This is a genomic window from Dyella sp. 01N36, from assembly GCF_056399745.1.
On record NZ_JBFTRY010000170.1, the window covers coordinates 1 to 7,430 of the forward strand.

5 protein-coding genes are annotated in these 7,430 nt (G+C 64.1%); 3 read left to right on the top strand and 2 right to left on the bottom strand.

What is annotated here, in order from left to right:
- The coding region (locus tag AC1DMG_RS17925) for a TonB-dependent receptor plug domain-containing protein (protein WP_477180853.1) at positions 1-1,265 on the bottom strand (1,265 nt) is incomplete at its 3' end.
- A gap of 353 nt (positions 1,266-1,618) precedes the next feature.
- The gene (locus AC1DMG_RS17930; RefSeq protein WP_441604750.1) at positions 1,619-2,410 is read right to left on the bottom strand and encodes an AMP nucleosidase; all 792 of its coding nucleotides are present in this window, start codon (positions 2,408-2,410) and stop codon (positions 1,619-1,621) included.
- Positions 2,411-2,589: 179 nt separating this feature from the next.
- Between AC1DMG_RS17930 and AC1DMG_RS17935 the strand changes: the two genes are divergently transcribed.
- From AC1DMG_RS17935 to AC1DMG_RS17945, 3 genes are all read left to right on the top strand, one after another.
- Positions 2,590-5,004: an acyl-CoA dehydrogenase gene (locus AC1DMG_RS17935; protein WP_441604751.1), complete on the top strand. Its 2,415-nt coding sequence runs from the start codon at positions 2,590-2,592 to the stop codon at positions 5,002-5,004.
- A 119-nt stretch (positions 5,005-5,123) separates the two neighbouring features.
- Entirely contained in the window at positions 5,124-6,068 is a 945-nt protein-coding gene (locus AC1DMG_RS17940; RefSeq protein ID WP_441604752.1) for a DegV family protein, read from the top strand.
- 24 nt (positions 6,069-6,092) lie between these two features.
- Positions 6,093-6,722, top strand: a complete 630-nt coding sequence (locus AC1DMG_RS17945) for a DUF4124 domain-containing protein (RefSeq protein WP_441604753.1) — start codon at positions 6,093-6,095, stop codon at positions 6,720-6,722.
- The last annotated feature ends 708 nt before the right edge of the window (positions 6,723-7,430 follow it).

Genomic DNA, 7,430 nt, shown 5'->3' on the forward strand with positions numbered 1-7,430 from the left:
CCCTTCAAGCCCGTATTGATCTGAGCGTCGGTACGGCCGGTGAAGGCCTCACGCAGACCAGCCGAGGTCAGACGCTGGGTGAAAGCGTTGCCGGCAGCGGTGCCGAAGCCGCCGCCCGTCGGGACGCCGTTGACCAGAACGGGCGAGTTGAACACGTTGAAACCGTTGCCCGGATTAACCGTCGCGGCGGTCGAGGTCGAGCCGTACACGGCCGGAGCCAGCTGGAAGTTGGCCGAGGTCTTGTTGTAGACCGCGTCAACATAGGCCGTCACGTGATCGGCCAGGTGGTACTCCGCATTGATGAAGCCGCCAGTGCGCTCCTGCGGGGTCATGATCAGGTTGACGGCCGCGTAGTTGTACTTGTCGGCGTTGCCGTAGCAGTGATAGTTGGCCGAGCTGAGGACGGTCGGGTTGCCACCGGCGTTCAACGACACGCGGTTGCAGCCCAGGCCCAGTGCTGCGGCCTGCGAATCGCCAAGCTGGATGCGGCCGACCGGGGTCGAGGACGAACCACCGACGGCGACCTGGGTGCCGGACAGGCTGAGCGCGTTCTTCGAGAAGTCGCGGTTGGCCGACAGGACGCCGTCCTGCTTGTTGTAGCTGATGCCGGCCATGATGCTGCCCTTATCGGACGTCTGGCCGAACGTGAAGGTGTAGCCGCTCTGGTCACCGTCGGTACGATCGGACTGGCCGACGTTCGCGGTGAAGGTGGCACCCTGGTAGTTCTTGCGCGTGATGAAGTTCACCACGCCGCCGATCGCATCCGAACCGTAGGTGGCCGACGCACCGGTCGGCAGCACTTCGATGCGCTCGATGGCATCGGCCGGGATGGCGTTCGGATCCTTGCTCAGCAGGCGCTGACCGTCGATCAGGATCAACGTACGGCGCGAACCCAGACCGCGAAGGTTGATGGACGAACCGCCGGTACCGCCACCGTTGTTGGTCTGCGGGTTGACGTTGCCGCCGGTCATGGCCGGCAGCTGCTGGACCAGGTCGCCAAGCGTCTGCTTGCCGGTGGCCTGGATCTGAGCGCGATCGATGGTTACGACGGGACTGGCCGTCTCGACGTCTACGCGGCGAATCAGCGAACCGGTCACGGTGACCGTTTCGAGAGTCTTGCTCTTGGCCTGGTCAGCGGCCGGTGCCGGCGTAGTGGACTGCGCGTCCTGCGCGAAAGCGGTAGTGCCGTAGGCGCTTGCTGCGAGCATGCCCAGCGACAGAGCCAGACGCACCGACGTGCACAGTTTATTTTCCCCGAACTTCATGAGAACACCCTCCCGTTATTTATATTGACTGGGTTTGACAGACTTTCCCCGCCTCAAACCCGCGCCCGATTCACCCAAACAATTCAGGCGTAGACCTACAAAGTTTGGTCTACAGCGCTCGGCATTTATCACGCTTTACTTACAGATAGTCAATAAAATCTATACGGCAAGAAAACAAAGTGCCGTGACAACTATCGCAATTTTCTACGATTTCGACATCAAATCCGCGCCGCTAAACGCCCCGCAAATGCTTGCTGCGCTGCGAGGAACATCGTTGCAATGGGGTGAAGCCAGGGTGAAAAAAGGCTGGCAAGCCGCCATGGGCCTCGCCAGACCTCTGATTTGGCAGGGGTTCACTCCGTGCCGGTATCGGCTTCGAAGCGCAGGTGTTTGACGCTGCGTCCCTTGCGACGCACCAGTTTCAAGGCTTCTATACCGATGCGTATGTGGCGTTCAACAAATTGCGTGGTCACGCTGCGGTCGCTTAATTCCGTCTTAACGCCCTCGGGGATCATGGGCTGGTCGGAGACCAGGAGGAGTGCTCCGCAGGGGATCTTGTTGGCGAAGCCTGCCGCGAAGATGGTGGCGGTCTCCATGTCGATGGCCATGCAGCGGGTGCGACGCAGGTAATCCTTGAACGCGTCGTCGTGCTCCCAGACGCGGCGGTTGGTGGTGTACACCGTGCCGGTCCAGTAGTCGTAGCCAAGGTCGCGGATCATGGTGGAGACACCGCGCTGCAACTGGAACGCCGGCAAGGCCGGCACCTCCGGCAACAGATAGTCGTTGGACGTGCCTTCGCCGCGGATCGCCGCGATCGGCAGGACCAGGTCGCCAATGGCGTTCTTCTTCTTGAGGCCACCGCACTTGCCCAGAAACAGCGCAGCCTTGGGATGGACGGCGCTGAGCAGATCCATCACGGTGGCTGCGTTGGGGCTGCCCATGCCGAAGTTGATCAGGGTGATGCCGTCGGCGGTGGCATTGGGCATGGGCCGGTCGCGCCCGCGTACTTCTACGCCATGCCACTCGGCGAAGAGGTCAACGTAGTGGCCAAAATTGGTCAGCAGTATGTGCTGGCCAAACTCCTCCAGAGGCGTGCCGGTATAGCGCGGCAGCCAGTTGGAGACGATCTCCTGCTTGTCTTTCATTGAGACCCCTWGAGGTCGGCGCAACGTGGGTTCCGTTGCGCGTTACCGGCGACGCCACGCCGGCAAGATGCCAGATCAGTGCGTGCATCTTAGCGGGTGACGGCCCATCCCTGGGCGGTTTGTTGTCATTTCCTTGAACTGGCCCCGCCCACGATGGGCGGCATGCCAAGGAGAACACCATGCTGCTGATTGGTTGGATCGTCGCCCTCGCCGTCTTCCTCGGCTTTGCCTTCGTCGGGCGTGGATGGCTGGCCTGGGTGCTGGCGCTGGCCGTGTTGTTCCTCACCGGGATCGTACGCGGCGTGCAATCGCCACTCCTTTTATATGGACTGCTATTTGCAGCGGCCTTGGTTGCATTGGTAACTGGTTTCGCGCCGCTGCGCCGCGCCTTGTTTGCACGCCGCCTGCTGCCGATGCTCGGCAAGGTGATGCCGCGCCTGGGCGAGACCGAACGCATCGCGCTGGAAGCAGGCACGGTGTGGTGGGATGCGCAGATCTTCTCCGGCATGCCCGATTGGGACTCTCTGCTGCGTTTTGAATGCAAGCCGCTGAGCGAACGCGAACAGGCCTTCATGGACGGGCCGGTTACCCAGCTGTGCGCCATGCTCGATGACTGGCAGATCGAGCAGCAACGCGACCTGCCGCCCGAGGTGTGGGACTTCATCAAGCGCGAGCGCTTCTTCGGCATGGTGCTGCCGGAGACCTACGGCGGCCTGGGCATGTCCGAAATCGGCCATTCGCGCGTGGTCACGCGTATTGCCACGCGCTCGGTCGCGGCGGCCGTGACGGTGATGGTGCCCAACTCGCTGGGCCCGGGCGAACTGCTGCTGCACTACGGCACCGAAGACCAGAAGCGCCACTACCTGCCCCGCCTCGCCGACGGCCGCGAGGTACCCTGCTTTGCGCTCACCGGACCGGAGGCCGGTTCCGATGCCGCGGCCACGCAGTCCGAAGGCGTGGTCGAGCGGGGACAGTGGAACGGCGAGGAGGTCATCGGGCTGCGACTGAACTGGAACAAGCGATACATCACGCTGGCGCCCGTCGCCACGCTGATCGGCCTGGCGTTCCGCCTGAAGGATCCCGACGGCCTGCTGGGCGGCGCGGTGGATCGCGGCATCACCTGTGCATTGATCTCCCGCGACTTGCCGGGCGTGGTGATCGGGCAGCATCACGATCCCATGGGCGTGCCGTTCGCGAATGGTCCGATCGTCGGCCATGACGTGTTCGTTCCGCTCGACGCCATCATCGGCGGGGTCGAGCAGGCCGGCCATGGCTGGCGCATGTTGATGGAGAGCCTGGCGGCGGGCCGTTCCATTTCGCTGCCTGCGCTTGCCGTAGGTGCGGCACAAATGGCGACGCGCATCTGCGGCGCCTATGCCACCGTACGCGAGCAGTTCGACACGCCGATCGGTCGCTTCGAAGGCATCGAAGAACCGTTGGCGCGCATCGCCGGCCTCACCTATCTGATGACGGCCACACGCACGCTCACCTGCGGCGCGCTCGATGCCGGCGAGAAACCGGCGGTGCTTGGTTCCATCGCCAAGGCCTATCTCACCGACGCCATGCGCGTGGTGGTGAGCGACGCGATGGACATCCGTGCGGGCGCTGCGATCCAGCGCGGTCCGCGCAATGCGCTCTCGCACATGTGGATGTCCGTGCCGATCGGCATCACCGTGGAAGGCGCCAACATCCTCACCCGCTCGATGATCATCTATGGCCAGGGCGCGATTCGTTGCCATCCGTGGGTGCAGAAGCTGATCGATGCGATTGCCGCCAAGGACCTCAAGGCAGTCGACCACAGCGCCTTCGGCTACATCAACTTTGTGTTTACCCGCGGCGTGCGGGCCCTGTTGCTGGGCTTGAGTGGATCTCGCCTGGCCAGCGCGCCGGACAGCGAACTCGCTCGCCAGTACCAGCACCTCACGCGTTTCGCCTCGGCCTTTGCGTTGGTCTCTGATACCTGCATGGCCACATTGGGTGGCACGCTCAAGCGTCGCGAGAAGATTTCCGGACGCCTCGCCGATGCGCTGGCCTGGCAATACCTCGCCGCCGCCACGCTCAAGCGCTACCACGACGGACCCAAGCTCGCCTCTCACTACGACCTGGCGCGATGGGGCGTGGCCCTGGCGCTCTATCGCACGCAGGAGGCGCTGCGCGGCGTGCTGGACAACCTGCCCTCGGAGCTCGCAGCCAGCGTCGCCCGACTGCTGGTGTTCCCACTGGGCGCGCGCTTCCAGCCGCCCTCAGATCGCCTGGGCCAGCGCGCGGCGCGGGCCATCCTGGAAGACCGCGAAGCGCGCATCCACCTCACCGGCGACATTCATGTGCCGGGCCCTGATGAACCTGGACTGGGCCAGCTGGAGGCGGCGCTGGACAAGGCCGTGCGGGCCCTGCCGGTGGAGACCAAACTGCGCGATGCGATCCGCGCCGGCACGCTGGACCGCGCCGCCGGCGACGAGCTCGGCCAACACGCGCTGGCCGCCGGCATCATCACGCAGGCAGAGTTCGACGCGCTCAGCGAGGCCGACGAGGCCCGTGACGCGGTGGTGCAGGTCGATGCCTTCGACCCCGCAACCTACCGCCAGCTGCGTTGACCTTGCGCGTCGCAGTCGATCAGGCATACCGCAATGCCCGGCCCTGTCCCAACGGTCAGGGTCGGCACGTGCACAGGTGCGTGCTATGTTGGCCGCGCTTGTCATAGGGGAGTCACATCATGCGGATGGGTATAGCGATCGATGCCGCCTGCGATCTGCCGCAGGCATTTCTGCAGAAGCACAACATCGCGGTGATGCCCATCACCATCCGCATCGACGATGAAATCTTCATGGACAACCGCAACCAGGTGGAGCTGCATCGCTTCCTGGATCGCAAGCTGGGCAGTCGCAGCCACTCGGCGGAGACCATTCCCTGCTCCGTCGAAGATGTGCAAAAGCTCTTCCTCGACAAGCTGGTGCTGGAGCGGGACTGCGTGTTCTGCCTCACCATCACGGCCACGCGCAGCGCCATCAATGATCACGTGATCAAGGCCAGCTTTGCGGTACTGAAGCATTACCGCGAGGTGCGCGAGAAAAACGGCCTCACCGGCCCGTTCCTGATGCGCGTGATCGATACCCGCACATTGTTCGCCGGATCGGGCCCGGCCATCGTCGAAGCCACGCGGTTGATCGATGCCGGCGAAGTACCTGCGGCGATCCGCGAACGCCTCACCTACATCGCCAATAATTCGTACGGCTACATGCTGCCGCGCGACCTGTACTACCTGCGCGCGCGCGCCAAGAAGAAAGGCGACCGCAGCGTGGGCCTGGTCAGCGCCATGCTCGGTTCGGCGCTGGACATCAAGCCGTTGCTGCGTGGCTACCGCGGCGAGACCAGCCCGGTCGGCAAGGTACGCGGGTTCGAGCATGGCGCGGAAACCTTGTTCAACTACACCGCCAAGCGCATCCATGCCGGCCTGTTGGTACCCGCGGTGTGCGTGAGCTACGGCGGCGATCTGTCGGAACTGGGCAAGCTGCCTGGCTACGCGGCGCTGCGCACCGCCTGCGAGGAATGCGGCGTGGAACTGATGGAAGCGCCGATGAGCATCACCGGCATGGTCAACGTCGGCGAAGGCGCCGTGACGCTCGGCTTTGCCGCCGAGGAACACGTCGCCGAATTCTGAGCGACCACGCCTCAGGAGTTTTGCATGATCCGCCTGTGCATCCTCGCTTCACTCCTGCTGCTTGGCCTGCCGGCCATGGCGGGCACGGCGTATCAATGCACGGATGCGAGCGGCAAGCTCACCTTCCAGGACAAACCCTGCAGCGCCAACCAGCGCCAGCAGGTACTGCAGCTGGACGATTCCCAGCCCATCTCGCCACCGCCGCCCGCAACGCCGGACACACCAACCTTCGAGCCCGTGCCGCCGCCCGCGCCACCGCAGCCCATGGCCGCGCTGCCCCTCATGTACGGCTGCGTGCGCGCCACCGATGGCAAGCCCTACCTCAGCGATAACGGCGATCCGCAGCCCTATCAGGTGCCCTACGGCATCCTCGGCGCGGGGTCGCTGCCGCTATCGCAGGTCTACGGCGGACCCAACGCCGCCGGCGCCTCCGCCCCCGAACTCAATCGCGGACGCGTCACCCCCGGCCTGATCGCCAATCACTACGTATGGGTGCAGGACCAATGCCGCGAACTCACGCGCGCAGAGACTTGCCACGCCCTGCGCGATGCCTTCGACGAGAACGCCACCAAACTCCGCCGCGCGTTCAAGAGCGACCAGCCACCGCTTGAACAACGCGAACAGGAACTGCACGCGCAACTGCAGAACTGCTGAGCAAAGTTTGCGCAATGTCATGCAAGTGCGCGCCACGCAACGCGCGTGGCGAGTTGTCCACAGGGTTGCTACCAGGCTTTCCCCAACGGCTGTGGAAAACACTGCGTGTGGTTGGTGAATGTTTGCGCAGGTTGCTGAAACTTGCGTGGTGGCGAGAGGTTGGGTGTTCTATCCACAGGGTTGTGGGGTGGTGATCCACATGGGGTGTGGACAGAGGGGGTGTGGTTCGCGGTGCGATGTTCGCGCGAGTGGGCGGCGTGCTTATTTGCTCGTCGTTCCTCTGGAGGCCGCCCCTTTGCTCGTCATTCCGGTGCAGGCCGGAAGCAGTAGCGGCATGGCTCAGTTGTCGCGTTACCGCCAGGGTGCCGCCTGCGCGGCGGGCGTTTCGAACGGCTGCCGCCGCTCGAGTCACTTTTCTCTTGCTGGCCCAAGAGAAAAGTAACCCAAAGAGAATGGCCTGATAACGCCCGCAGCATTGTGTTGGGATAAGCCCGAACGCTTGAGGTGCGTCGTTGTGGGACAACCTCCGAGGCTACACAGCGGGTACTGCATTGCGCTGCGCAACGCGCCCGAATCGCTGAGGACTTAACGCGGGGCCTCGCTGCGCATCGGCTTTGGGTCACAGATGGCGCACTGGATGCGCGCCTGGCGCTTGGCTTGTCTGTGGGAGCGCACCCTGTGCGCGACAGCCACGCCGGGGTGTACCGC